This is a genomic window from Maribacter antarcticus DSM 21422 (assembly GCF_000621125.1).
Lineage (GTDB): Bacteria > Bacteroidota > Bacteroidia > Flavobacteriales > Flavobacteriaceae > Maribacter > Maribacter antarcticus.
Genome location: NZ_KK211214.1, coordinates 393,107 through 418,209, shown reverse-complemented (window position 1 = coordinate 418,209; position 25,103 = coordinate 393,107). Strand labels below are relative to the sequence as shown.

The 25,103-nt window shown below is 38.3% G+C and carries 38 protein-coding genes; all 38 read right to left on the bottom strand.

Annotation, left to right across the window (positions count from 1 at the left end):
* Window positions 1-32: 32 nt before the first annotated feature.
* Window positions 33-962 carry a citrulline utilization hydrolase CtlX gene (gene ctlX / locus Q360_RS0118335; RefSeq protein WP_027078378.1) on the bottom strand — a complete coding sequence of 310 codons (930 nt, stop codon included), beginning with the start codon at window positions 960-962 and terminating at the stop codon, window positions 33-35.
* An 11-nt stretch (window positions 963-973) separates the two neighbouring features.
* Window positions 974-1,885, bottom strand: a complete 912-nt coding sequence (locus Q360_RS0118330; RefSeq protein ID WP_027078377.1) for a dimethylarginine dimethylaminohydrolase family protein — start codon at window positions 1,883-1,885, stop codon at window positions 974-976.
* A 93-nt stretch (window positions 1,886-1,978) separates the two neighbouring features.
* Entirely contained in the window at window positions 1,979-3,265 is a 1,287-nt protein-coding gene (locus tag Q360_RS0118325) for a citrate synthase (RefSeq protein WP_027078376.1), read from the bottom strand.
* A 126-nt stretch (window positions 3,266-3,391) separates the two neighbouring features.
* Complete coding sequence (locus Q360_RS0118320) at window positions 3,392-4,927, bottom strand: glycogen synthase (RefSeq protein ID WP_027078375.1); 1,536 nt, start codon at window positions 4,925-4,927, stop codon at window positions 3,392-3,394.
* Window positions 4,928-5,044: 117 nt separating this feature from the next.
* Window positions 5,045-6,337 (bottom strand): phosphopyruvate hydratase, encoded by a 1,293-nt coding sequence (gene eno / locus Q360_RS0118315; protein WP_027078374.1) that lies wholly within the window; start codon window positions 6,335-6,337, stop codon window positions 5,045-5,047.
* Between the two features lie 106 nt (window positions 6,338-6,443).
* Window positions 6,444-7,571, bottom strand: coding sequence for a glutamine-hydrolyzing carbamoyl-phosphate synthase small subunit (gene carA / locus Q360_RS0118310; RefSeq protein ID WP_027078373.1), 1,128 nt, complete (start codon window positions 7,569-7,571; stop codon window positions 6,444-6,446).
* A gap of 96 nt (window positions 7,572-7,667) precedes the next feature.
* Window positions 7,668-8,237, bottom strand: a complete 570-nt coding sequence (gene rplQ, locus Q360_RS23865; protein WP_084273501.1) for a 50S ribosomal protein L17 — start codon at window positions 8,235-8,237, stop codon at window positions 7,668-7,670.
* Between the two features lie 60 nt (window positions 8,238-8,297).
* Complete coding sequence (locus Q360_RS0118300; RefSeq protein ID WP_027078372.1) at window positions 8,298-9,290, bottom strand: DNA-directed RNA polymerase subunit alpha; 993 nt, start codon at window positions 9,288-9,290, stop codon at window positions 8,298-8,300.
* Window positions 9,291-9,307: 17 nt separating this feature from the next.
* Window positions 9,308-9,913, bottom strand: coding sequence for a 30S ribosomal protein S4 (rpsD, locus tag Q360_RS0118295; protein WP_027078371.1), 606 nt, complete (start codon window positions 9,911-9,913; stop codon window positions 9,308-9,310).
* An 86-nt stretch (window positions 9,914-9,999) separates the two neighbouring features.
* The gene (gene rpsK, locus Q360_RS0118290; protein WP_027078370.1) at window positions 10,000-10,392 is read right to left on the bottom strand and encodes a 30S ribosomal protein S11; all 393 of its coding nucleotides are present in this window, start codon (window positions 10,390-10,392) and stop codon (window positions 10,000-10,002) included.
* A gap of 9 nt (window positions 10,393-10,401) precedes the next feature.
* Window positions 10,402-10,776 carry a 30S ribosomal protein S13 gene (rpsM, locus tag Q360_RS0118285; RefSeq protein ID WP_027078369.1) on the bottom strand — a complete coding sequence of 125 codons (375 nt, stop codon included), beginning with the start codon at window positions 10,774-10,776 and terminating at the stop codon, window positions 10,402-10,404.
* Window positions 10,777-10,778: 2 nt separating this feature from the next.
* Window positions 10,779-10,895 carry a type B 50S ribosomal protein L36 gene (gene ykgO, locus Q360_RS25445; protein ID WP_076732133.1) on the bottom strand — a complete coding sequence of 39 codons (117 nt, stop codon included), beginning with the start codon at window positions 10,893-10,895 and terminating at the stop codon, window positions 10,779-10,781.
* Between the two features lie 8 nt (window positions 10,896-10,903).
* Window positions 10,904-11,119 (bottom strand): translation initiation factor IF-1, encoded by a 216-nt coding sequence (infA, locus tag Q360_RS0118280; RefSeq protein ID WP_027078368.1) that lies wholly within the window; start codon window positions 11,117-11,119, stop codon window positions 10,904-10,906.
* Between the two features lie 3 nt (window positions 11,120-11,122).
* A complete protein-coding gene (gene secY, locus Q360_RS0118275; protein WP_027078367.1) occupies window positions 11,123-12,466 on the bottom strand; it encodes a preprotein translocase subunit SecY in 1,344 nt (447 codons plus the stop codon).
* Window positions 12,467-12,480: 14 nt separating this feature from the next.
* Window positions 12,481-12,933, bottom strand: coding sequence for a 50S ribosomal protein L15 (gene rplO, locus Q360_RS0118270; protein WP_027078366.1), 453 nt, complete (start codon window positions 12,931-12,933; stop codon window positions 12,481-12,483).
* 13 nt (window positions 12,934-12,946) lie between these two features.
* Window positions 12,947-13,126 (bottom strand): 50S ribosomal protein L30, encoded by a 180-nt coding sequence (rpmD, locus tag Q360_RS0118265; RefSeq protein ID WP_027078365.1) that lies wholly within the window; start codon window positions 13,124-13,126, stop codon window positions 12,947-12,949.
* A 99-nt stretch (window positions 13,127-13,225) separates the two neighbouring features.
* Window positions 13,226-13,750, bottom strand: a complete 525-nt coding sequence (gene rpsE / locus Q360_RS0118260; protein ID WP_027078364.1) for a 30S ribosomal protein S5 — start codon at window positions 13,748-13,750, stop codon at window positions 13,226-13,228.
* 9 nt (window positions 13,751-13,759) lie between these two features.
* A complete protein-coding gene (rplR, locus tag Q360_RS0118255; RefSeq protein WP_027078363.1) occupies window positions 13,760-14,116 on the bottom strand; it encodes a 50S ribosomal protein L18 in 357 nt (118 codons plus the stop codon).
* Between the two features lie 10 nt (window positions 14,117-14,126).
* Window positions 14,127-14,669, bottom strand: a complete 543-nt coding sequence (rplF, locus tag Q360_RS0118250; RefSeq protein ID WP_027078362.1) for a 50S ribosomal protein L6 — start codon at window positions 14,667-14,669, stop codon at window positions 14,127-14,129.
* Window positions 14,670-14,688: 19 nt separating this feature from the next.
* On the bottom strand, window positions 14,689-15,087 hold the full coding sequence (gene rpsH, locus Q360_RS0118245) for a 30S ribosomal protein S8 (protein WP_027078361.1): 399 nt from the start codon (window positions 15,085-15,087) through the stop codon (window positions 14,689-14,691).
* A gap of 66 nt (window positions 15,088-15,153) precedes the next feature.
* Window positions 15,154-15,423: a 30S ribosomal protein S14 gene (gene rpsN / locus Q360_RS0118240; protein ID WP_027078360.1), complete on the bottom strand. Its 270-nt coding sequence runs from the start codon at window positions 15,421-15,423 to the stop codon at window positions 15,154-15,156.
* A 1-nt stretch (window position 15,424) separates the two neighbouring features.
* Complete coding sequence (gene rplE, locus Q360_RS0118235) at window positions 15,425-15,976, bottom strand: 50S ribosomal protein L5 (RefSeq protein WP_027078359.1); 552 nt, start codon at window positions 15,974-15,976, stop codon at window positions 15,425-15,427.
* 2 nt (window positions 15,977-15,978) lie between these two features.
* Entirely contained in the window at window positions 15,979-16,293 is a 315-nt protein-coding gene (gene rplX, locus Q360_RS0118230) for a 50S ribosomal protein L24 (protein WP_027078358.1), read from the bottom strand.
* Between the two features lie 13 nt (window positions 16,294-16,306).
* Window positions 16,307-16,675 (bottom strand): 50S ribosomal protein L14, encoded by a 369-nt coding sequence (gene rplN / locus Q360_RS0118225; RefSeq protein ID WP_013993867.1) that lies wholly within the window; start codon window positions 16,673-16,675, stop codon window positions 16,307-16,309.
* A gap of 3 nt (window positions 16,676-16,678) precedes the next feature.
* Window positions 16,679-16,939, bottom strand: coding sequence for a 30S ribosomal protein S17 (gene rpsQ, locus Q360_RS0118220; protein ID WP_027078357.1), 261 nt, complete (start codon window positions 16,937-16,939; stop codon window positions 16,679-16,681).
* 13 nt (window positions 16,940-16,952) lie between these two features.
* Window positions 16,953-17,144, bottom strand: coding sequence for a 50S ribosomal protein L29 (gene rpmC, locus Q360_RS0118215; RefSeq protein ID WP_027078356.1), 192 nt, complete (start codon window positions 17,142-17,144; stop codon window positions 16,953-16,955).
* 12 nt (window positions 17,145-17,156) lie between these two features.
* Window positions 17,157-17,585 (bottom strand): 50S ribosomal protein L16, encoded by a 429-nt coding sequence (rplP, locus tag Q360_RS0118210; protein WP_027078355.1) that lies wholly within the window; start codon window positions 17,583-17,585, stop codon window positions 17,157-17,159.
* A gap of 18 nt (window positions 17,586-17,603) precedes the next feature.
* The gene (gene rpsC / locus Q360_RS0118205) at window positions 17,604-18,323 is read right to left on the bottom strand and encodes a 30S ribosomal protein S3 (protein WP_027078354.1); all 720 of its coding nucleotides are present in this window, start codon (window positions 18,321-18,323) and stop codon (window positions 17,604-17,606) included.
* Window position 18,324: 1 nt separating this feature from the next.
* The gene (gene rplV / locus Q360_RS0118200; RefSeq protein WP_027078353.1) at window positions 18,325-18,732 is read right to left on the bottom strand and encodes a 50S ribosomal protein L22; all 408 of its coding nucleotides are present in this window, start codon (window positions 18,730-18,732) and stop codon (window positions 18,325-18,327) included.
* A 3-nt stretch (window positions 18,733-18,735) separates the two neighbouring features.
* Window positions 18,736-19,014 (bottom strand): 30S ribosomal protein S19, encoded by a 279-nt coding sequence (gene rpsS / locus Q360_RS0118195; RefSeq protein WP_027078352.1) that lies wholly within the window; start codon window positions 19,012-19,014, stop codon window positions 18,736-18,738.
* Between the two features lie 12 nt (window positions 19,015-19,026).
* Window positions 19,027-19,851 (bottom strand): 50S ribosomal protein L2, encoded by an 825-nt coding sequence (rplB, locus tag Q360_RS0118190; protein WP_027078351.1) that lies wholly within the window; start codon window positions 19,849-19,851, stop codon window positions 19,027-19,029.
* A 9-nt stretch (window positions 19,852-19,860) separates the two neighbouring features.
* On the bottom strand, window positions 19,861-20,151 hold the full coding sequence (rplW, locus tag Q360_RS0118185; RefSeq protein ID WP_027078350.1) for a 50S ribosomal protein L23: 291 nt from the start codon (window positions 20,149-20,151) through the stop codon (window positions 19,861-19,863).
* Between the two features lie 8 nt (window positions 20,152-20,159).
* Window positions 20,160-20,789, bottom strand: coding sequence for a 50S ribosomal protein L4 (gene rplD / locus Q360_RS0118180; RefSeq protein ID WP_027078349.1), 630 nt, complete (start codon window positions 20,787-20,789; stop codon window positions 20,160-20,162).
* Window positions 20,789-21,406: a 50S ribosomal protein L3 gene (gene rplC, locus Q360_RS0118175; RefSeq protein WP_027078348.1), complete on the bottom strand. Its 618-nt coding sequence runs from the start codon at window positions 21,404-21,406 to the stop codon at window positions 20,789-20,791. Before rplC ends, rplD begins: the two co-directional genes overlap by 1 nt.
* A gap of 145 nt (window positions 21,407-21,551) precedes the next feature.
* Window positions 21,552-21,857 (bottom strand): 30S ribosomal protein S10, encoded by a 306-nt coding sequence (gene rpsJ / locus Q360_RS0118170; protein ID WP_008613600.1) that lies wholly within the window; start codon window positions 21,855-21,857, stop codon window positions 21,552-21,554.
* A gap of 9 nt (window positions 21,858-21,866) precedes the next feature.
* Window positions 21,867-23,999, bottom strand: coding sequence for an elongation factor G (fusA, locus tag Q360_RS0118165; RefSeq protein WP_027078347.1), 2,133 nt, complete (start codon window positions 23,997-23,999; stop codon window positions 21,867-21,869).
* A gap of 6 nt (window positions 24,000-24,005) precedes the next feature.
* Entirely contained in the window at window positions 24,006-24,482 is a 477-nt protein-coding gene (gene rpsG / locus Q360_RS0118160; RefSeq protein WP_027078346.1) for a 30S ribosomal protein S7, read from the bottom strand.
* 22 nt (window positions 24,483-24,504) lie between these two features.
* Window positions 24,505-24,879 carry a 30S ribosomal protein S12 gene (gene rpsL / locus Q360_RS0118155; RefSeq protein ID WP_027078345.1) on the bottom strand — a complete coding sequence of 125 codons (375 nt, stop codon included), beginning with the start codon at window positions 24,877-24,879 and terminating at the stop codon, window positions 24,505-24,507.
* Window positions 24,880-25,103: the final 224 nt, after the last annotated feature.

Below are 25,103 nucleotides of genomic sequence, written 5' to 3'. Positions count from 1 at the left end.
AAAACAAATCTTACTAAAGGGTTTTAAAAAATCTAGACCCTAGGTAAAAACACCTCTGCCATCATACAACGCGCACTGCCGCCACCACAGGCTTCAATAGTCTCTAATGAACTGTGAATAATTTCGCAATGCTTACGTATAGCTAAAAGCTGTTCTGGTTTTAAGGAGTTGTATGCGGCCGAACTCATGACCATAAAACGTTGCTCATCTGCACCAATAACCTGAAGCATATTGCCCGCAAAATGATGCATCTGTTGTTCGCTAATGATTATAATTTCCTTACCATCATTTTTTAGGTGCGCTACTACATTCTTACGTTCCTTCTTATCGTCTATTGTATTTAAACATATTACGGCAAAGGACTCTGCCATTGCCATCATAACATTAGTATGATAAATAGGCATACGCTTACCGTTTACAGACTGATTTGCAGTAAAAATAACAGGAAAACAATCAAAATCTTCGCAAAATTCTATGAACAGTTCTTCATCGGCTCTTTGTGATAATGCGCAATAGGCTTTTTGATGTACTCTATCCTTTAAAATACTTCCAGTCCCCTCTAGGTAAATACCTTCGAGCTCTGCCGAAGTATAATCAACAACATCATTTATCACATACCCTTTCTCTTCTAGAATATCAAAAATATCCTCTCTTCTTTCCTTACGTCGATTTTCTGCGAACATAGGATATATAGCTACTGTTCCCGATTTGTGAAAAGAGACCCAGTTGTTTGGAAAAATAGAGTCTGGACTGTCGTTTTCCTTTTTATCATCTACTACGATAACGTTAACTCCCTTCTGTCTTAGAACTGCTACAAAATCATCAAACTCTGTTTGTGCTCGCTCATTTATGGTTTGCCTCTTAACATTTAAATCTTCCTGAAAATAATTATTTATTGTGGTTTGCTCGTTCATCCGAAAGGCAACTGGGCGTATCATCAATATTGTGTTGGTTATCTGCATATTCTATTTAATTACTCCCGTATTAGTGGCAAGGTACTACATCTTAAAAGTCCTTCTTGTTTGGCTATTTCTGCATATGGTATTTCCTCTACGGTAAAACCTTCACCCCTTAGCCAATTGTTTAATCTGGTAAAGTTTTTTTCAGAAACGATAACATCTGGGGAAATAGAAAAAACGTTACTGAACATGTTGTACATTTCATCGGATGTAATCTCGAATATGTTTTCCGAACCAAAAAAATCAACCAACCATTGGTATTCGGTTTCCTCTAAAAATCCATTTTTATGCAGAATTGCTTTTCCATTACCCAAAGGTTGAAAACAACAGTCTAAATGAAGGGCGTTCTCTTTTGCATTGATAGATTTTCTAAGCTCAAATGATTTTACCTTTTTATTAGGGAATTGACTTGTCAACCAATCTACCGCGTGCTTATTTGTTCTTGCCGTAATGTGCATTGCATAATCCACTGCCGTATACGTTCCAACAAAAAGGTAATCGTTCCAAGGCATCACATCACCACCTTCTACATGCACTTCTTCTGGCGGATATAAGATATGGGTGTCATCGATATTATCTAAAACATGCAATACAGCTTCCACCTCTTGCTCCCTATCGGGTAATATATTTGCAATCACCAACTTGTCTTCTATAACAAAGGCGATATCTCTAGAAAAAATCTGATTACAGCCCTCAAGGACTTCTGGCCTATAGACCTTTACATGGTACTTTTTAAAAACATTGGCAAAAGCTTCCATTTCCCTAATCATATCTACCTCTTTTGGATACGTGCCCGCCAATATATGCTCCAAAGACTTTGGGTCATAAGCCTCCTCCGGATTAGGGATTGGGCCACAACTTTTTGCGGTACCTAAAACAACCGCTTTTAAAGGCGCTATTTCGTCTTTGATATTCAGTTCTAGCATAACAGTGTCAATAAAATTAAATCTCGTTTTTAACCAAAAAAAAGCTCCTTTAAACTAAAAGAGCTTTCTTGTTTTTTTTTATAAGGTAGCAATCTACCTTTTATCGAGTGGGACAAAAGATCTATGGGTTTCTCCCATATACACTTGTCTTGGTCTACCAATAGGTTCACCGTTCAAACGCATTTCTCTCCATTGTGCTATCCAACCAGGCAGCCTTCCTAAAGCGAACATCACAGTAAACATTTCGGTTGGAATACCTAATGCTCTGTAGATAATACCAGAATAGAAATCTACATTTGGATATAACTTTCGGTCAACAAAATATTGGTCTTCCAAAGCTTCCTTTGCTAATCCCTTCGCTATTTCCAAGATAGGATCATCCATTCCTAAATCTGCCAATACTTCTTCAGCAGCTACTTTTATGATTTTTGCCCTTGGATCGAAGTTCTTATACACTCTATGTCCAAAGCCCATTAATCTAAACGGATCATTCTTATCCTTGGCCTTAGCCATATATTTTTTAGTATCGCCACCATCCTCTTGTATGGCTTCCAACATTTCTAAAACAGCTTGGTTAGCTCCGCCATGTAATGGGCCCCATAAGGCAGAAATTCCTGCAGAAAGAGATGCAAATAAGCCCGCATGAGAAGATCCTACAATACGTACAGTAGACGTAGAACAATTCTGCTCATGGTCCGCATGAAGTATCAATAACTTATCCAAAGCATCAATTACAATCTTATTTCTTTTATACTCTTGGGTAGGCTTTTTGAACATCATTTTGTGGATATTCTCTACATAACCAAGAGAATCATCACCATAATCCAACGGCAAGCCTTTTTTCTTTCTAAGGGTCCAAGATACCAATACAGGAAATTTAGCCAAAATGCGAACAATAGCTCCATACATCTCGTCCTTAGACGTGACATTGACAGAAGCAGGATTAAAAGCAATAAGCGCACTGGTTAACGAGGAAAGAACACCCATTGGATGCGCAGATTTTGGAAAAGCATCCAAAATCTTTTTCATCTCTTCATCTACATGTGATTCATTTTTAATATCTACATGAAAAGCTTCTAATTGTTCCTTGTTTGGCAACTCTCCAAAAATCAGCAAATAGGCAACTTCCAGAAAACCTGCCTTTTCCGCTAGCTCTTCAATAGAATACCCTCGATATCTTAAAATTCCTTTCTCCCCGTCCAAAAACGTAATTTCACTTTTACATGATCCTGTATTCTTAAACCCTGGATCTATAGTAATGATTCCATGGGTAGCCATACGTAAGGTTTTGATATCAATAGCAAGCTCATCTTCAGTTCCCTTTATTACAGGAAACTCATACGTTTTACCATTATACTCTAAAGTAGCTTTATCTGACATTCTTATAAATTAGTGGTTATGTAAAAGTAAACATACATAAAAACAGTCATTTTAACAATTATGTAAATCGCTTTAAACAATAATTAACATGGTGGTTTCAAGAGATTACAACTGGTCTAAAGAGAACTATAACAAATAAAGTGATTTATAATATTCATCCAAGGATTTTTCCCAAGTAAATCTTGCTTTTTTTGCGTTTTCCTTTATCCTCTTCCATTTAGGTTGGTCATTCTCCCAGAGCGTTAATGCTTCATCAAAACTAGAAACCATATTCCTTATTTTCTCATCGTACGTATTCCCATCAAAAACAAATCCTGTTTTCATATGATGCACGGTATCCTTTAAACCACCCGAATGATGAACCAAACATGGATTACCGTTTCTCATGGCTAACATTTGGCTAATACCGCACGGCTCAAAAAGACTAGGCATAAAATAAAGATCAGTCTCTAAATACATAGAATCGATTAAGTCTTCGGATTGGCCATTGGTGAATATGAAATTCTTGTGTTTATAGCTCATATTCCGAAAGTAATCCTCGTAGTCCGGATCACCTGTTCCTAATAAAATAAATATTCCACCTACAGATTCTAAACGTGCTAAGATTTGCTCTAAAGCTTCCGGAGAACGTTTAAAAAAATAGAATTTTTGTTCTGTTAACCTCGCCACACTAGATACAATGAACTTTGGTCTGTTACCAACATGCTCCATAATTTTTTCTCCTGTATGCGCTAAAAAATCAGCCTTATATTTTTTAGATTCATCCTGTAACCACCTAAAAATAGCCTTTACTGTATTCCTATAAAGAAAACCAGTCTCTGCAACTCTAATGTTTCCATAGTTGGAAGCGTTCAATATCCCAAAAAGACGCCCCTCATTGTCTGCTTTTTGTAAATCTTTCTCCAATGCTTCCCCTCCAATAAACTCTGGTTTTCTGCTGGGTAGTAATACATCTTCCTTATAGGAAGGGGAAACGGTATGTACCGCATCTGCCAAACGTATTCCTACGGCCATCAGATTTATACAGTCCTGATATCTAGGATCCATAAGTACCGCATGGTCTAAATTGATTTCCGGGAACCACTGGTTTACTGAAGCGTAATTATTATAAAACGGACGAATACCTTGTATGGCAAGGTTATGTATGCTGTACACATAACGCATCTTCCTTAAGGCCCTATAATTTGGATGATAAGCCTTTAAAAACAATACCGCACTTGAATGCCAATCGTGCATGTGAACAATATCCAATTGACCAAAAACTTCTATTTTAATGGCTTCCGCAACTGCGGTGTTAAAAATCATAAATTTGACAAAGTCATTATAAAATGGCTCTGTTGGGTCATCATGATAAATATGGGCAATACCACCTTCCTCTATTTCTGGATGATGAATTACGTAGTGAACAATGTTAACTATTTCCTTTTTAGGTATAACTTGATACAATTCTGCGCGATAGGTCATACCGCGAAGATTGAAATCTAGATTTGTTATAAAAATACCATCTCTGTGCAGTCTGGAATAAGCTGGTACAACCACATGAACGGTATCACCACGCTTAGCAATCTCCCTTGGTACATCACGCACCACATCACCCATTCCACCGGCTTTACAATTTGGTATGGCATCGTTTTCGGCAGCGACAAAAAGAAAGTTATTCATATAAATCTAAATAGGAGAGATTAATTATTATGCTCTAAAAAGGTAGGCATCTTTTTTGAATTAAACCAAAAAAAAGCCTTTCCGATTAAGAAAGGCTTTAAACAACAATAGTGGTTGTTAATTGATTTTGAAAGCTTTCTCTTGAGGATAATATGCCATACTTCCTAATTCCTCTTCGATTCTAAGTAACTGATTGTACTTTGCCATACGATCGGATCGTGAAGCAGAACCGGTTTTTATCTGACCAGTATTCAATGCTACCGCCAAATCTGCGATAGTATTGTCTTCTGTTTCACCTGAGCGATGCGACATCACTGAGGTATAACCTGCATTCTTTGCCATGTTAACTGCTGCAATAGTTTCGGTAAGGGTTCCTATTTGGTTTACCTTAATCAAAATAGAATTTGCAATTCCCTTTGCTATTCCTGTTGATAAACGCTCTACATTGGTTACAAAAAGGTCGTCTCCGACTAGTTGCACCTTATCTCCAATTTTATCGGTCAAGGACTTCCATCCATCCCAATCATTCTCGTCCATACCGTCCTCTATAGAAAGGATAGGATATTTTGCAGATAAGTCAGCTAAATATTGAGCCTGCTCCTCAGAAGTTCTAATAATTCCTTTACCCCCTTCAAATTTAGTATAATCGTACTTACCATCCACGAAGAACTCGGCTGCTGCACAATCTAGTGCAATCATCACATCATCCCCTAATTTGTACCCTGCCTTTTCCACTGCTATTGCGATAGTATCCAAAGCATCTTCAGTTCCACCAGCAAGATTTGGCGCAAAACCACCCTCATCACCAACTGCGGTACTTAGCCCTCTATCGTGTAATACCTTTTTAAGGCTATGGAAAATTTCTGTTCCCATTTGCATGGCATGTGAAAAGCTCTTTGCCTTTACCGGCATCACCATAAACTCTTGAAATGCAATAGGTGCATCTGAATGTGAACCACCATTTATAATATTCATCATTGGCACCGGCAACGTATTGGCGCTTACGCCTCCTACGTATCTAAACAAGGATAACCCTAACTCGTTAGCAGCAGCTTTAGCCGCAGCAAGCGAAACACCTAAAATAGCATTCGCGCCTAATTTAGATTTATTGGGTGTACCATCTAAATCGATCATCGTTTGGTCTAAGAGGTTCTGATCAAAGACCGACATTCCTAAAATTTCTTCAGCTATGATAGTGTTTACGTTAGAAACAGCTTTGGTAACCCCCTTACCCATAAAAGCACTACCACCATCACGTAGTTCAACAGCTTCGTGTTCACCGGTCGAAGCTCCGGATGGAACCGCTGCTCTTCCCATTACACCATTTTCGGTAATTACATCTACCTCTACTGTAGGATTACCCCTAGAATCAAAAATTTGCCTTGCGTGAACACTTAGTATAATACTCATTGTATCTTATTATTAAAATTGATTAATTATTGCTGGCTAAAGGTACAAAACACTGCATGCATAGATGTCCTCATACACCTGTTATTGCCAATAAAATATGGATTCTTCAAACTTTGGCTATCTCTTTTGTGTTTTTCTCGATTAATTTAAAAAAATCATCAAAAAGATAATCTGCATCGTTAGGACCTGGACTAGCCTCAGGATGGTATTGCACAGAGAAAACATCCTTACCCTTCATTTTTATTCCTGCGACAGTATGGTCGTTTAAATGTACATGTGTAATTTCAAGAAGCTCATTAGCTTCTGTTTCCTCCCTATTTATGGCAAATCCATGATTTTGTGAAGTGATTTCTCCCTTTCCAGTTCCTAAGTTCAAAACAGGATGATTAATACCCCTATGTCCGTTGTGCATCTTATAAGTAGATACACCGTTTGCTAGTGCAATTACTTGATGCCCTAAGCAAATACCGAATAACGGTTTGTTAGTCTCAATTATCGCTTTAGCTGCTGCAATTGCATCAATCAAGGGCTCTGGATCTCCTGGCCCATTTGAAATAAAATACGCATCCGGACTCCAAGCAGAGAGTTCTTCAAAACTTGCGTTATATGGAAATACCTTTATGTAAGCATTCCGTTTAGCCAGATTTCTTAGTATATTTTTTTTGATTCCTATATCTAAGGCAGCTATCTTATATGTCGCACTTTCATCACCATAGAAATAGGTCTCGTTAGCAGATACCTTTGACGCAAGCTCCAAACCTTCCATACTTGGTACTTCCTTTAGCTTTTCCTTAAGGTGTTCTATATTCTCAACGTCTGTAGAAATAACAGCGTTCATAGCACCATTATCTCGAATATAACCTACTAAGGCTCGTGTATCTACATCGGATATAGCAAAAAGTTTACCGTGGTCAAGAAACTCTTCTAAACTAGCGTCTGCCAAGGGCCTAGAGTACTGATAACTAAAATTTCGACAAATTAGTCCTGCTATTTTAACCGAATCTGACTCCACTTCATCAGTGTTTGTTCCATAGTTTCCAATATGTGCATTTGTTGTAACCATCAGCTGGCCAAAATAGGAAGGATCGGTAAAAATCTCCTGATAGCCGGTCATACCAGTATTAAAACAAACTTCACCAAATGCTGTACCTTCTTTATTGCCTACAGATTTACCGTGAAAAATAGTCCCATCAGCTAGTAATATTAACGCTTTCTTTTTGGATTGATACTTCATACCTTCTTCTACTAGATTATTACTTAACAAAAAAACATAAAAAAAGGATAAGCGTTAAAGCTTATCCTTTTAAAATTATCACTATTTATTGACATTTTATTTTTCAGAGTCATCAGTTTTAACATCTTCATCTGTCTGTACCTCTTTTTCTACCTCTGAAACCACATCCGTTGCCGCTTCAGTTTGCTCTTCTACAGCTTCTGTAGAGGACGTTTCGGTTTTCGCACCTGAACCTCTTCTACTTCTCCTTGTAGATTTCTTAGCTGGTTTGCCTGCGTTATAAATCTCATTGAAATCTACCAACTCTATCATAGCCATATCTGCGTTATCTCCAAGACGTGTTCCTAGTTTTATAATTCTAGTATAACCCCCTGGTCTATCCGCTACCTTTTCTGATACTACACTGAACAGCTCAGTTATCGCAAATTTATCTCTCAAGTTTCTGAAAACGACACGTCTGTTGTGCGTACCTTTTTCAGTGGACTTATTATTCTCTGCCTTAGATTTAGTAATCAAAGGTTCTACGAACTGCTTTAAAGCCTTTGCCTTTGCAACCGTAGTATTTATTCTCTTGTGCTCAATCAAAGAGCAAGCCATATTCGCTAACATAGCGTGCCTATGTGCTTTCTTTCTGCCTAAGTGATTTATTTTTTTACCGTGTCTCATAATTCATTTTTATCATCTTGCTACCAAATCTACCTCGGGCAGAGAGCAAAATATGATTAATTAATCTTTATCTAACTTATATTTTGACAAATCCATACCAAAGCTCAACCCCTTATTAATTACTAGTTCCTCAAGCTCCGTCAAAGATTTTTTACCAAAGTTTCTAAACTTCATCAAGTCATTCTTGTTGAAAGAAACTAAATCACCAAGTGTATCTACTTCAGCAGCTTTTAAACAATTCAATGCACGCACGGATAAATCCATATCTACAAGTTTTGTTTTCAATAACTGCCTCATGTGTAAGGACTCCTCGTCATACGTCTCTGTCTGAGCGATTTCATCTGCCTCTAAGGTTATACGCTCATCTGAGAATAACATAAAGTGATGTATCAAAACTTTTGCAGCTTCTGTAAGCGCATCTTTAGGATGAATAGAACCGTCAGAAACAATTTCGAAAACCAACTTTTCGTAATCTGTCTTCTGCTCTACACGAAAATTCTCTATACTATATTTAACATTTTTGATTGGTGTGAATATAGAATCGATAGCGATAGTTCCAATTGGCGTACCAGATTTTTTATTCTCTTCGGCTGGAACATATCCTCTTCCCTTCTCTATGGTAATCTCCATATTGATATTTACCTTGGGATCCATGTTACAAATGACTAAGTCGGAGTTCAATACTTGATATCCCGAAATAAACTTCTGAAAATCTCCAGCCGTCAATTGCTCTTTACCACTAATTGAAATAGAAACTACCTCTGCTTCTGAATCTTCAATCTGTTTTTTAAAGCGTACTTGCTTTAAATTTAAAATTATCTCGGTCACATCTTCCACAACCCCTGGTATAACCGAGAATTCATGCTCAACCTTATCGATTCTTACAGACGTAATAGCATGGCCTTCTAATGAAGAAAGCAATACCCTTCTTAATGCATTCCCAACAGTTAAACCATAACCAGGTTCCAAAGGACGAAATTCAAACTTCCCTTCGAAATCTGAAGAGTCGATCATTATTACTTTATCGGGCTTCTGAAAATTAAATAATGCCATAATTAGATCAGTGTTGTTTATTTAGAGTATAACTCGACTATTAGTTGTTCCTTGATATTTTCAGGAATCTGCAATCTTTCTGGAATGGCAACAAAGTTACCCTGCATTGTTGCAGTGTTCCATGTCATCCACTCATAGACCGAACTATTCGCTGCCAATGAATCCTGAATACTTTGTAAAGATTTTGATTTCTCACGCACACCTACTACATCCCCTGCTTTTAAACTATAAGAAGGTATATTTACCAACTCACCATTTACTGTAATATGCCTATGGGAAACCAGTTGCCTAGCGCCACTTCTAGTAGGAGATACACCCATTCTATAAACCACGTTGTCTAAACGAGACTCACATAACTGTAGCAATACTTCCCCAGTAACACCTTTACTTCTATTGGCCTTTGCAAAAAGATTTCTGAATTGTTTTTCTAAGATACCGTAAGAGTACTTAGCTTTTTGTTTCTCCATCAACTGGACAGAGTACTCAGACTTCTTACCTCTTCGTCTGGCATTACCGTGTTGTCCCGGAGGATAATTCTTCTTTTCGAACGATTTATCATCCCCGAATATCGCCTCTCCGAATTTACGGGCGATTTTTGATTTTGGTCCTGTATATCTTGCCATTTTCTTAAGTTATGAAAGTGAGATTATGAATTAAGGCTTATCCTTCGATAATCGTAACTGCACCTTCTGTGAAATATATTAATTAATTAAACTCTTCTTCTCTTTGGAGGCCTACATCCATTATGTGGCATAGGAGTAACATCGATAATCTCCGTTACCTCAATTCCAGAATTATGAAGTGACCTAATAGCAGATTCTCTCCCATTACCAGGACCTTTAACATACACCTTTACTTTTCTAAGCCCTGCTTCATGTGCAACCTTAGAACAATCTTCAGCAGCTACCTGTGCTGCATAAGGTGTATTCTTTTTTGAACCCCTAAATCCTAGCTTACCAGCGGAGGACCAAGATATAACATCTCCTTTTTTATTTGTTAAAGAGATAATTATATTATTGAAAGAAGCACTTATATGAGCTTCGCCAACAGAATCTACTATTACCTTACGTTTCTTGGTTGCCTTAGTATTTACCTTTGCCATACCTCTATATTATTTAGTAGCCTTCTTCTTGTTGGCAACTGTTTTACGCTTTCCTTTTCTGGTCCTAGAATTATTCTTTGTACGCTGACCTCTTAACGGCAATCCTGATCTATGGCGAATACCTCTGTAACAGCCAATATCCATCAATCGTTTGATGTTTAATTGCGTTTCAGAACGCAACTCACCTTCTATCGTGAAGAATGATACTGCTTCCCTAATACGTCCGATTTCATCATCGTTCCAATCAGAAACCTTAGTGTCCTCACTAACCTGTGCCTTCTCTAAAATATCTTTAGACCTACTTCTTCCGATTCCAAAAATATAAGTCAAGGCAATCACGCCTCTTTTTTGTTTTGGTATGTCTATACCCGCGATTCTTGCCATAATTACCCTTGTCTTTGTTTAAATCTAGGATTCTTTTTGTTGATTACGTACAACCTGCCTTTCCTGCGAACAATCTTGCAGTCCACACTTCTCTTCTTAACTGATGCTCTTACTTTCATCTTGTATTTTAATATCTATAAGTAATTCTTGCTTTTGTTAGGTCATAAGGACTCATCTCAAGCTTAACCTTATCTCCTGGCAACAACTTAATGTAATGCATTCTCATTTTACCAGATATATGCGCCGTTACCACATGACCATTTTCTAACTCTACACGAAACATTGCATTTGACAATGCCTCTATAATAGCGCCATCCTGTTCTATTGCTGCCTGTTTAGCCATAAATTATGCTACTTTTCTATTTTTACCAGTTTTCATCAAACCATCGTAATGTCTATTCAATAGATATGAATTCACTTGTTGAACCGTATCGATGGCAACACCAACCATTATTAATAGTGATGTTCCTCCATAAAATAAGGCCCATCCGGCTTGGACATTTAGCAAAGATACAACCACTGCCGGAAGTATAGCTAATAATGCTAAAAATACTGATCCAGGCAATGTAATCAATGACATGATTTTATCAAGAAAATCACCTGTTTCTTTCCCTGGTCTAATACCTGGAATAAAACCACCGCTTCTTTTTAAATCATCTGCCATCTTATTCGTAGGAACAGTAATAGCCGTATAGAAATATGTGAATACTATAATTAGCACGGCAAATAAAATATTATAAGCCCAACCAAATATATTAGAAAATTCTACCTGCATCCACTGCCCAAAAGCAGTATCATCAAACGTACTTCCTATCAAACCAGGAACAAACATAATTGCCTGCGCAAATATTATAGGCATCACACCTGACGCATTTAACTTAAGCGGTATATACTGCCTCGACCCCATAACATTTTTCTCATAGCCTCCAGACGCAGTTCTTCTTGCGTACTGCACCGGTATTTGACGCGTAGCCATAACCAATAATATACATGCTAGTATGACCATGAACCAAAGTATGACTTCAATAAGGATAAACATAAGCCCCCCATTATTATCGGTGGTTCTGGAAATAAATTCCTGAACAAAAGATTGCGGCATCGTTGCTATAATACCTATCATAATTAATAATGATATTCCATTACCAATTCCCTTATCCGTAATCTTTTCGCCTAACCACATCGCAAAGACACACCCTGTAACCAAAATAATGACCGCAGGAACCATAAAATCTAAACCCTTACCTAATAAAAAAGCGGTATCCCTAACACCAAATGCCTCTAAACCGTACAAATAGGCTGGCGCTTGGACAATACAAATAGCAATAGTCAACCATCTTGTAATTTGATTAATAGTCTTACGACCACTTTCACCTTCTTTTTGTAATTTTTGAAGATAAGGAATAGCAATTCCCATGAGCTGCACCACAATGGATGCAGATATATATGGCATTATCCCTAATGCGAAAATGGATGCATTTGCAAAGGCACCACCAGTAAAGGCATTTAAAAGACCGAAAATACCTTGGTCTGTACTATCTGCTAACCCCCCCAATTGTGTAGTATCTATTCCTGGGAGAACAATTTGGCAACCAAATCTATATACCAGCAGAAGACCTAAAGTAATAAGTATTCTATTCCTTAGCTCTTCTATCTTCCAAATATTGGCTATTGTATCAATAAATTTCTTCATGTTCTCTTTTATGCTTATAAGCTTATCGCCTCACCACCAGCAGCCTCAATCGCTGCTTTTGCCGTTGCACTAAATTTATGTGCCGAAATCTTAAGGGAAGCTTTTAATTCTCCATCACCTAAAATCTTAACCAGCTCGTTCTTTCGTGCTAGCCTGTTTTCTATGAGCGTTTCCATCGTTACCACATCTTTTACCCCTTTATCATCAACCAATGCCTGTAGCACCTCTAAGTTGATTCCCTGGTACTCTTTACGATTGATATTCGTAAAACCAAACTTTGGAACACGACGTTGTAGCGGCATCTGACCACCTTCAAAACCAATTTTCTTTGAATAACCAGACCTTGATTTGGCACCCTTATGACCTCTAGCTGCAGTACCCCCTTTTCCGGAGCCCTGTCCTCTTCCTAAACGCTTTCCGTCTCTATTTACTGAACCTTCCGCAGGTTGTAGATTACTTAAATTCATGAGTTCTTAATATTTACGCTTCCTCTATAGAAACTAAATGTTGTACTTTATTTATCATTCCAAGGATATTCTTGGTATCGTCATGCTCAACGACCTGACCAATTCTTTTCAATCCAAGTGCTTCCAAAGTCCGTTTCTGGTTTTGTGGCTTCTTGATACTACTCTTAACCTGCTTAACTTTAATCTTTGCCATTTTTCAGTAATTAGTAATCAGCACTTCATAATTAGCGTTATTCAACTCTAAAAATCGAATAATTGGACCTATATACGTACTAACCAATACCCTATTTAATTATCCTTTAAAAACTTTTTCTAAGGAGACACCTCTTTGCTTAGCAATTGTGCCTGCATCCCTTAGTTGTAATAAAGCATCAAATGTTGCCTTTACAACGTTATGTGGGTTAGATGAACCTTGTGATTTTGATAAAACGTCATGCACGCCTACAGCCTCTAATACAGCTCTTACTGCACCACCAGCTATAACGCCTGTACCCTGAGATGCAGGTTGAATATATACACGAGCGCCACCAAACTTTCCTTTTTGCTCATGTGGCAATGTTCCTTTATTCAAAGGAATTCGAATCAAATTCTTTTTTCCATCTTCTATAGCCTTTGCAATTGCCGTAGCAACTTCTTTAGACTTTCCAAGGCCATGACCTACAACACCACTCTCATCACCTACCACAACAATAGCTGAAAACCCGAAAGCTCTACCACCCTTAGTTACTTTGGTTACACGTTGTATCCCTACCAACCTATCTTTAAGATCTAAACCTCCTGGCTTAACGGTTTCTACGTTTTTGTATTTCTGAAACATACTGTTATATTAAAATTTAAGTCCAGCTTCCCTTGCCCCTTCGGCCAAAGATTTAACCCTTCCATGATACAAATTGCCACCTCTATCAAAGGCCACTTTATCTAACCCAACCTTCAATGCTTTTTCGGCAATTACTTTACCTACTATAGCAGCCATCTCCACTTTAGTCCCTTTTTCGGAAGCAATGCTTTTGTCTCGTGATGAAGCAGATGCTAATGTAACACCATTTACATCATCAATAAGTTGCGCATAAATCCCAGTATTGCTCCTAAAAACAGATAACCTAGGTTTTACTGAAGTTCCCGAAGATACCTTTCGGATTCTTCTACGGATTCTATATTTTCTTTGTGTTTTTGATAATCCCATAATATTCTTATTAAGCCGACTTACCAGCTTTTCTTCTTAATATTTCACCAACAAACTTAACACCTTTTCCTTTGTAAGGCTCGGATTTTCTGAACGATCGTACTTTAGCAGCAACGTGACCTACCAACTGTTTGTCATGTGACATTAGTTTTACAATCGGGTTTTTACCCTTTACAGAAATTGTCTCAACCTTTACTTCTTGAGCAATATTGAAAACAATATTGTGAGAAAAACCTAAAGCCAACTCTAACTTTTGACCCTGATTACTGGCACGGTAACCTACCCCTACCAACTCTAACTCCTTGGTCCATCCTTTAGATACACCTTCAACCATATTCAAAACTAAAGAACGGTAAAGTCCGTGTTTTGCCTTGTGCTCTTTTGAATCAGACGGTCTTGTCACCCAAGCCTGTCCATCCTCAACTTTAACAGCGACACCTGAATACTCTTGACTTAACTCTCCTAACTTACCTTTAACGGTAATTATATTGTCACTGATTTCTACTGTAACCCCCTCAGGAATTGCTATCGGATTATTTCCTATTCTAGACATCTTCTAACTCTTTAATCGATTAATAAACGTAGCATAAGACTTCACCGCCAACATTTTCAGCTTTCGCCTGCTTACTTGTCATAACACCATGTGACGTTGATACGATTGCAATTCCCAAACCATTAAGCACCCTTGGTAACTCTTCACTTGGAGCATACTTTCTTAGACCTGGCTTACTTATACGTTGTATTTTCCTGATTACAGGCTCCTTCGTAATCTTGTCGTACTTCAAAGCAATTTTAATGCTCCCTTGAACCTTATCAGCATCAAACTTGTAACTTAAAATATATCCTTGGTCGAATAATATTTTAGTCATTTCTTTCTTTAGATTGGATGCAGGAATTTCAACAACCCTGTGTCCAGCTCTACTTGCGTTCCTAACCCTCGTTAGATAATCTGCTATAGTATCTGTTACCATTTATATATAATTCGGTCACGGTTTTTAGTATTATACTAAACCTGAAACCAGTTAAGTTAATTTTTTTTACCAACTCGCTTTTCGAACACCTGGTATCAATCCTTGATTAGCCATTTCCCTAAAAGTCACCCTAGAAATACCAAAAGTTCTCATGTAACCCTTTGGTCTACCAGTTATCTTACACCTATTGTGCATCCGCACAGGTGAAGCGTTTTTTGGTAATTTCTGTAGTCCTTCATAGTCTCCAGCTTCCTTCAAAGCCTTACGCTTCTCAGCATATTTAGCTACAGTTCTTTCCCTTTTTCTTTCACGGGCCTTCATTGATTCTTTAGCCATACTAGTTCTTTTTAAAAGGTAAACCCATTTCTGTTAATAATGATTTTGCTTCCTTATCCGTGTCAGCAGAAGTAACAAAAGTTATATCCATACCGTTGATACGGTTAATTTTATCAATATTGATTTCTGGAAAAATAATTTGTTCAGTAACACCAAGATTGTAATTTCCACGACCATCAAAACCTGTAGCTCTAATACCTTGAAAATCCCTAACCCTAGGCAATGCTGAAGTTACCAACCTGTCCAAAAATTCATACATACGTTCTCCACGTAATGTAACCTTGGCACCGATAGGCATTCCTTTCCTCAATTTAAATGCAGCAACATCTTTTTTAGACATTGTAGCAATGGCCTTCTGACCGGTTATAGTAGTCATCTCATCAATCGCATGATCGATAAGCTTTTTGTCAGCTACCGCAGCACCAACACCTCTACTTACAACTATTTTCTCTAATTTAGGAACCTGCATTACATTCTTGTAACTAAACTCCTCGGTAAGCGCTGCTAATATGCGCTCCCTATATTCCTTCTTTAATCTTGAAACGTAAGCCATAACTAAATTACTTCTTTAGATTTCTTGGAAACTCTTACTTTCTTGCCATCTCTTACTTCATATGAAACCCTAGTCGTCTCTCCTGACTTAGTATCGATAAGTGAAAGATTAGAGATATGAAGCATAGCCTCTTTTTTGACAATCCCACCTTGAGGGTTTTTTGCGCTTGGTTTCTCATGCTTAGAAACTAAATTCACACCCTCCACAATGGCCTTATTCTTCTCAAGATTCACCAACATTACCTTACCCTCGGAACCCTTATGATCCCCGGCAGTAACCCTAACTGTATCTCCTGTTTTTATTTTTAACTTTTTCATCTTCTGAAATCAATTATAAAACCTCTGGGGCTAATGATACAATTTTCATAAACTGCTTATCCCTAAGCTCTCTTGCGACAGGACCAAAGACCCTAGTGCCTCGCATTTCACCAGTAGGATTCAATAGCACACACGCATTATCATCAAACCTTATATACGATCCGTCTGGTCTTCTTACTTCCTTCTTGGTGCGTACTACAACTGCGGTAGAAACCGCACCCTTTTTAATACCTCCATTCGGCGTAGCTTCCTTAACAGTTACTACAATCTTATCACCAATCGAAGCATACCTTCTTTTGGTACCACCTAGGACGCGAATGGTTAAAACCTCTTTCGCTCCTGTATTATCCGCCACCTTTAATCTAGATTCTTGCTGTAACATAACTTATTTGGCTCTTTCTAAGATTTCTACTAACCTCCAACATTTGGTTTTACTCATGGGACGTGTCTCCATGATTTTTACCGTATCACCTTCTCTGCAGTCGTTCTTCTCGTCATGCGCGACGTATTTCTTCGTTTTTAAAACGAATTTACCGTACATAGGGTGCTTTACACGCTTTACCTCGGCAACAACAATAGATTTCTCCATTTTGTTACTAGTTACAACCCCAACTCTTTCCTTTCTTAAATTTCTCTTTTCTTCCATAAAGCAGAACCAGTTATTGGTTTTCCCTATTTGTTAATTCTGTGGCTAATCTAGCGACAGTTCTCCTAACTTTCCTAATCTGAAGTGGATTCTCCAAAGGCGTTACAAAATGTGCCATTTTTAAATCCGCATGTTGTTTCTTATACTCGATGAGTTTCTCCGTAAGTCCTTCAACAGACAATTCTTTTACTTCTTGTTTTTTCATAACTCCTTACGCTTAATTATCAAGTGAATAATCCCTTGCAACAATAAACTTTGTCTTTACGGGAAGCTTCTGTGCCGCCAATCTAAGTGCCTCTTTTGCTATATCCATAGATACACCACCGATTTCAAACATTACTCTTCCTGGTTTTACTACGGCAACAAAATACTCAGGAGCACCCTTACCTTTACCCATACGTACTTCTAAAGGCTTTTTGGTAATAGGCTTGTCTGGAAAAATCTTTATCCATAACTGACCCTCTCTCTTCATATATCTAGTCGCTGCAATACGAGCGGCTTCAATTTGTCGTGAGGTTAAAAACGCAGCATCACCAACAGACTTTATACCGAACATACCATTTGATAGCTGATGACCTCTTCCGGTATTACCCTTCATACGGCCCTTCTGCATTTTACGAAACTTCGTTCTTTTAGGTTGTAACATCTCTTTACTTCTTTAAAATTACTTTCTACGACGTGGCTTTCTTCCACCATCCTGATTACTTGGCCCCTTAGATTGCCCTTTTTGCATACCTACTAACGGAGACAACTCTCTTTTACCATAGACCTCACCCTTCATAATCCAGACCTTAATACCTAACTTACCGTAGGTTGTCTGAGCTTCATGCAATGCATAATCGATATCTGCCCTAAAAGTAGATAAAGGAATGCGACCATCTTTATAAGTCTCTGAACGCGCCATTTCAGCACCATTCAATCTCCCAGATATTTGCACTTTAATACCTTCAGCATTCATTCTCATGGCAGCAGTTATAGACATTTTTATAGCTCTTCTAAAAGAAATTCTACTTTCGATTTGACGCGCTATGCTCGCTGCTACTAAATTCGCATCTACCTCAGGGCGTTTGATCTCATATATATTAATCTGCACCTCTTTATTGGTAATCTTCTTAAGTTCCTCCTTAAGTTTATCCACCTCTTGACCTCCTTTACCAATAATGATACCTGGTCTTGCCGTAGTAACCGTTACGGTTATCAACTTTAAAGTACGCTCTATAATTACCCTAGACACACTAGCCTTAGATAGTCTAGCATGAATATATTTTCTAATCTTACTATCTTCGGCAAGCTTATCACCGTAATCGTTTCCACCGTACCAGTTAGATTCCCAACCTCTGATGATTCCAAGACGATTTCCTATTGGATTTGTTTTCTGTCCCATTCTAGCTTGCTATATTATTGTTAGACCCCAACACTAAAGTGACATGGTTGGACCGTTTTCTAATTCTATGTGCTCTTCCTTGAGGTGCCGGTCTAAGTCTCTTTAACATAGTACCGCCGTCTACCCTAATCTCTGAAACAACCAACTCAGCATCCTCCACATTGGAATCCTCATTTTTTGCTTGCCAGTTAGCTAGTGCAGATAATAATAGTTTTTCAAGCTTTCGTGAAGCTTCCTTACTATTGAAACGCAGAATAGCCAAAGCCTTTTCTACTTTCTCACCACGAATTAAATCCGCAACAAGTCTCATCTTTCTAGGGGAAGTTGGACAATTGTTCAACTTTGCAAAAGCAACTTTTTTCTTTTCTGCCTTTATTCTTTCGGCCATTTGTTTTTTACGAACTCCCATAGCTTACTTTTTACCTTTATTTTTTGCACCCGCATGACCTCTAAAAGATCTAGTAGGTGAAAATTCTCCCAGTTTGTGCCCAACCATATTCTCAGTTACAAAAACTGGAACAAATTGTCTTCCATTGTGAACCGCTATCGTCATTCCGACAAAATCAGGAGTTATCATTGAAGCTCTTGACCATGTCTTTATAACCGACTTCTTACCTGAAGATGCGCTCTGTTGGATTTTTTTCTCCAAACTATAATGAACGTAAGGTCCTTTTTTTAGTGAACGTGCCATTTCTTTCTAGTTTTATTTCTTTCTACGTTCTATTATATACTTATTTGTGCTCTTAGTCTTAGAACGAGTTCTAAATCCTTTAGCAGGAATACCATTCCTTGATCTCGGATGACCACCCGATGCTCTTCCTTCACCACCACCCATTGGGTGATCGACAGGATTCATTGCAACTGGCCTTGTTCTAGGCCTCCTGCCCAACCACCTACTTCTACCAGCCTTACCGGATACCAGCAATTGATGATCTGAATTGGATATAGCCCCTATTGTTGCCATACATGCAGAAAGAATCAATCTTGTTTCCCCAGAGGGCATTTTCACGGTACAAAACTTACCATCCTTTGCCATTAACTGAGCAAATGTACCAGCACTACGTGCCATAACCGCACCCTGTCCAGGCCTTAACTCGATACAAGATATAATAGTACCTAATGGTATTTCAGTTAAAGGCATCGCGTTACCAATTTCTGGAGACGCATTCACACCGGACAACAACTGTTGCCCTACCTGAAGACCATTTTGTGCTATGACGTATCGTTTCTCCCCATCAACATAGGACAATAAAGCAACGAACGCTGTTCTATTAGGATCGTATTCGATGGAATCAACTGTTGACGCAACGTCACGCTTATCCCTTTTGAAATCGATTACCCGATATCTTCTTTTATGCCCACCACCTTTTTGGCGTATGGTCATTTTTCCTTGACTGTTTCTTCCTCCGGACTTTTTTAACGGAGCGAGCAAGCTCTTCTCCGGCTTATCAGTAGTAATGGCGTCAAATCCATTTACTACTCTAAAACGCTGTCCAGGAGTGACTGGTTTTAATTTTCTAACTGACATTTCTTGTCTTTATAGATTACTGTAAAAATCGATTATATCACCTTCAACAACATCAACAACAGCCTTTTTAATCGCATTTGTCTTTCCGTGTTGAACACCAGTTTTTGTATATCTGGATTTCCGTGATGGTCCGTAGTTCATTGTACGCACCTTCTTAACCGATACACCATAAGTTGCTTCAACAGCATCTTTAATCTGAATTTTGTTGGCCCTAGGATCAACAATGAAACCATAACGATTATTTAATTCGCTGTCGGCAGTCATTTTCTCCGTTATAATAGGCTTGATTAAAACACTCATGGCTTTACTTATTTATTTAAATTCAATTCTATTCCCTCTAGAGCACCCTCTAACAGCACAATACTATTCGCATTTAATATCTTATAAGTGCTTAATTCTGAGCTAGTTATAACGTGTGAGTGGGTGAAATTACGAGATGACAAATATACACCTTTATTTGAATCGCCCAACACAAATAAAGACTTTTTGTGTTCTAAGCCTAAGGACTTTAAAACCTGTACAAAATCTTTTGTTTTTGGTGCATCAAAATCAAAGTCTTCAACTACTAAAATTGCCTTCTCCTGTGACTTCAGGGTCAAGGCAGACTTTCTAGCTAAACGCTTTAAATTTTTATTCAATTTTTGCGTATAATCTTTGGGTCTTGGTCCAAAAATACGTCCACCTCCTCTAAATATTGGAGACTTAATACTACCTGCTCTCGCAGTACCAGTACCTTTTTGTTTTTTAATCTTTCTGGTACTACCCGCTATTTCAGCACGTTCCTTAGATTTGTGAGTACCTTGCCTTTGATGTGCTAAATACTGCTTTACGTCTAAATAAACCGCATGGTTATTAGGCTCTATACCGAACACCTGATCAGAAAGGTCTGCCTTTCTCCCCGTGTCTTTTCCTTTAATATCTAAAACTGCTACTTTCATTACTTCTCAATAGTTACATAAGCGTTTTTATGACCAGGAACACAACCTTTAACAACAACAAGATTCTTTTCCGGAACTACTTTCAAGACCTTCAGGTTTTGAACTGTTACCCTATCGGTTCCCATTCTACCGGCCATTTTCATACCCTTGAAAACTCTTGCAGGATAGGATGCAGCACCAATAGAACCTGGAGCTCTTAACCTATTATGCTGGCCGTGAGTTGCCTGCCCTACACCAGCAAAACCATGGCGTTTTACGACCCCCTGGAAGCCTTTTCCTTTTGACGTACCTACGACATCAACAAATTCTCCTTCTACAAAAACATCAACACCAACGGTGTCTCCTAATTTGTAATCACCATCAAAACCTTGAAATTCAACGACTTTTTTCTTGGGAGAAGCACCTGCTTTTTTAAAGTGACCGATTTCAGCCTTATTAGCACGCTTTTCTGCCTTGTCATCGAAACCCAATTGAAGGGCATTGTACCCATCAACCTCTTCGGTTCTGACTTGGGTAACCACACATGGTCCAGCTTGAATAACGGTGCATGGAATATTCTTCCCATTCTCGTCAAAAATACTGGTCATGCCTACTTTTTTTCCTATTAACCCAGACATATTATTTATATTAATTATTACTATTTAAACTTAATCCATAAAAATAGGGTCAAAATAATTTAACCCTAAATTATTTTTATCCGTTTTTCCCTCGCACGCGGCTCGGGACATGTATTACCTCTTCTATTATAAAAGGATTGCAAACTTAAACCTTTATCTCGACTTCAACACCACTAGGCAACTCTAATTTCATAAGAGCGTCAATAGTTTTTGAAGATGAACTGTAAATATCCAATAATCTCTTATATGAACTCAACTGAAACTGCTCCCGAGACTTTTTGTTTACGTGCGGTGAACGCAATACCGTAAATATCTTCTTGTGCGTAGGCAATGGTATAGGACCCGTTACAACGGCTCCAGTCGTTTTTACCGTCTTTACAATTTTTTCAGCAGATTTATCCACCAAGTTATAATCGTAAGATTTTAATTTTATTCTGATTTTCTGACTCATTACTTTAATTTATGCTGTTATACCTTTCGCCTTTTTAATAACCTCTTCAGATATATTTGAAGGTGTTTGGGCATAATGTAAAAACTCCATTGTTGATGTCGCTCTACCTGATGACAAAGTTCTAAGCGAAGTAACATATCCAAACATTTCAGATAATGGAACAGTTCCCTTTACCACTTTAGCGCCGGCTCGATCACTCATATCAGTAATTGTTCCCCTTCTACGGTTTAAATCACCCACAATATCACCCATATTCAACTCAGGTGTAATCACTTCTATTTTCATTATTGGCTCCATAATTACGGCACCAGCAGCTTTACCAGCAGCTTTGTAACCCATTTTAGCAGCCAATTCAAATGACAATGCATCAGAATCCACGGCATGAAAAGAACCATCCTTCAATACCACCTTCATAGTGTCCATTTCAAAACCTGCCAAAGGACCATTCATCATCGCTGAAGCAAATCCCTTCTCAATTGATGGTATAAATTCCTTAGGTATACGTCCTCCTTTAATTTGATCTACAAATTGTAAGCCTTCGCCTTCAAAATCGACATCTGCTGGACTCATTTCAAAAACAATATCCCCAAATTTACCACGACCACCAGACTGTTTCTTATATGTTTCACGGTGAGCAGTTGATTTAGTTAACGCCTCTTTATATTCAACCTGTGGCTCCCCTTGGTTTACCTCCACCTTAAATTCTCTTCTTAAACGGTCCACTATAATTTCTAAATGTAGCTCGCCCATACCGGAAATAATAGTCTGACCGGAGGCCTCATCGGTTTTTACTTGAAACGTTGGATCTTCTTCAGCTAATTTAGCTAACGCCATACCCAATTTATCAACATCTACCTTTGTCTTAGGTTCCACAGCAATACCAATTACTGGATCAGGGAAATCCATACTTTCTAAAACAATAGGGTGTTTCTCAGCTGACATGGTATCTCCCGTCTTAATATCCTTAAACCCTACAGCCGCTCCAATATCTCCTGCCTCAATAAAGTCAATTGAATTTTGCTTATTTGAGTGCATCTGATAGATACGTGAAATCCGTTCTTTTTTACCGGAACGATTATTTAATATATAGGAACCAGCATCCAAACGTCCAGAATATGCACGGAAAAATGCTAAACGACCAACAAACGGGTCTGTAGCAATCTTAAAAGCCAAAGCTGCGAAAGGCTCTTTTACATTTGGCTTACGCAATTCTTCCTCACCGGTATCAGGGTTTATACCTATTATATTATCCCTATCTAAAGGAGAGGGTAAATAACGACATACGGCATCTAATAGAAACTGCACGCCTTTATTTTTAAACGAAGAACCACATACCATAGGTATAATCGCCATATCCATAACAGCAGCTCTCAACGCAGCATGCACTTCCTCTTCTGTAATAGAATCCTCATCTTGCATGAACTTCTCTAACAAATCCTCGTCATAACTAGCAACCTCCTCTATCAACATGGCTCGGTACTTGCGCACTTCCGCTTTCATCTCTTCAGGGATAGCTACAACGTCAAAAGTAGAACCATAATTATCATCATGCCATACAATAGCCCTATTCTTAACTAAATCTACAATACCCTTAAAATCGTCCTCATCTCCAATATTCAAAACAATTGGCACAGCGTTGGACTTCAACATATCTTTAACCTGAGCGCAAACACCCAAGAAATCTGATCCTTGACGGTCCATTTTATTAACGAAACCTATTCTAGGAACTTTATAATTATCTGCTAACCTCCAATTTGTCTCGGACTGTGGCTCAACACCATCTACCGCACTAAACAGAAAGACCAAACCATCAAGGACGCGTAAAGAACGATTCACCTCTACAGTGAAATCTACGTGGCCTGGAGTATCTATAATATTAAAATGATAATCCTGTGCCTCAGCGGTAGGCTCCCCATTTTCTTTTGGAAATGTCCAATCACATGTAGTAGCCGCAGAAGTAATAGTAATACCGCGTTCAGCTTCTTGCTCCATCCAATCCATTGTAGAAGCACCATCGTGGACCTCCCCAATTTTATGTGAAACACCTGTATAAAATAAAATTCTTTCTGTAGTGGTTGTTTTACCAGCATCAATATGCGCAGCAATCCCAATATTTCTAGTAAGCTTTAAATTTCTTGCCATCTCCTATTAAAATCTAAAGTGAGAAAATGCCTTGTTAGCCTCAGCCATCTTGTGCGTATCTGTTCTTTTCTTAACAGCAGCACCTTCTTCCTTGGACGCTGCTAAAATCTCACCTGCCAATTTTTGTGCCATCCCCTTTTCATTACGCTTTCTCGCGTAGCTGATAAGCCATTTCATTGCCGTAGAAATTTTTCTATCTGGTCTTATCTGCATGGGTATCTGAAATGTTGCACCACCAACTCTTCTACTTCTTACTTCAACGTGGGGCATTACATTACTTAATGCATCTTTCCAAAGCTCTAGAGCAGTTTTTTCTTCGTCTGTTTTTTTGGTATCGACAATATCAATAGCATCATAAAATACACTAAACGCTACAGATTTCTTTCCATCCCACATCATCATATTAACAAACCTAGTTACTAACTGGTCGTTAAATCTAGGATCTGGTAAAAGTGGTCGTTTTTTTGCCTGTCTTTTTCTCATCTTTTCTTTTTAAAAAGTGTTATTACTTCTTAGGTCTTTTTGCTCCGTATTTAGATCGGCGTTGTGTTCTACCGGCCACACCTGCTGTGTCCAATGCTCCACGAACGATATGATATCTAACTCCTGGCAAATCTTTGACTCTTCCGCCCCTTACTAATACTATCGAGTGCTCTTGTAGGTTGTGTCCTTCTCCTGGGATGTAGGCGTTTACTTCCTTACCGTTAGTTAACCTTACTCTTGCAACTTTACGCATTGCAGAATTTGGTTTCTTTGGCGTGGTTGTGTAAACCCGGGTACAAACCCCTCTTCTTTGAGGACACGAATCCAAAGCAGCCGATTTACTCTTCTTAGTAATTGTGGCTCTTCCTGTTCGTACTAATTGTGATATTGTTGGCATACTCTATAAATATGTAAAATTTACCCCTCGTTTAAGGGTCGGCAAATGTAATAATAAATACCAATACTTCAAACCCTGATTCGTTTATTTTTAAAGTTTTTTTCAAACGCGCAGCAACACTAAGACTAGGGAATTAAAGAAACACCAAAAATCGCATGTTTGTGAACCGCTAGTTTTAATTTACTAAAACTATTCAAAACACCTTAATTAACATGATAAAATCT